The sequence below is a fragment of the Vibrio sp. 10N.222.46.A1 genome, assembly GCF_041473595.1.
Classification (GTDB): Bacteria; Pseudomonadota; Gammaproteobacteria; order Enterobacterales; family Vibrionaceae; genus Vibrio; species Vibrio tasmaniensis_A.
Window position 1 is genome coordinate 1 of sequence record NZ_JBFRSN010001040.1, and the last position, 203, is coordinate 203.

1 protein-coding gene is annotated in these 203 nt (G+C 59.6%); it reads right to left on the reverse strand.

The features are described from left to right. Window positions 1–189, reverse strand: a 189-nt coding sequence (locus AB4496_RS23465; protein ID WP_372132170.1) for a hypothetical protein, incomplete at its 3' end; no start/stop codon positions are given. Between the last annotated feature and the right edge of the window lie 14 nt (window positions 190–203).

Genomic DNA, 203 nt, shown 5'->3' on the forward strand with positions numbered 1-203 from the left:
CACATCCACCGCTGCCGCTTTGGTCAACGTCACGTCAAAGCTCGCCGTTGAGCCTTCGTTGATGCTCTTGCTGTCTTCGATGCTCACCGATGGGCGATCGTCTGGGTTTGGAGTGCCTGGGTCGACCGGACCGGTGCCGTCATCGGTGATGGTTAAGTCACTGGTGTCCGTGCCGTTAACGCCCGTCACGCCCGTCACTTTCA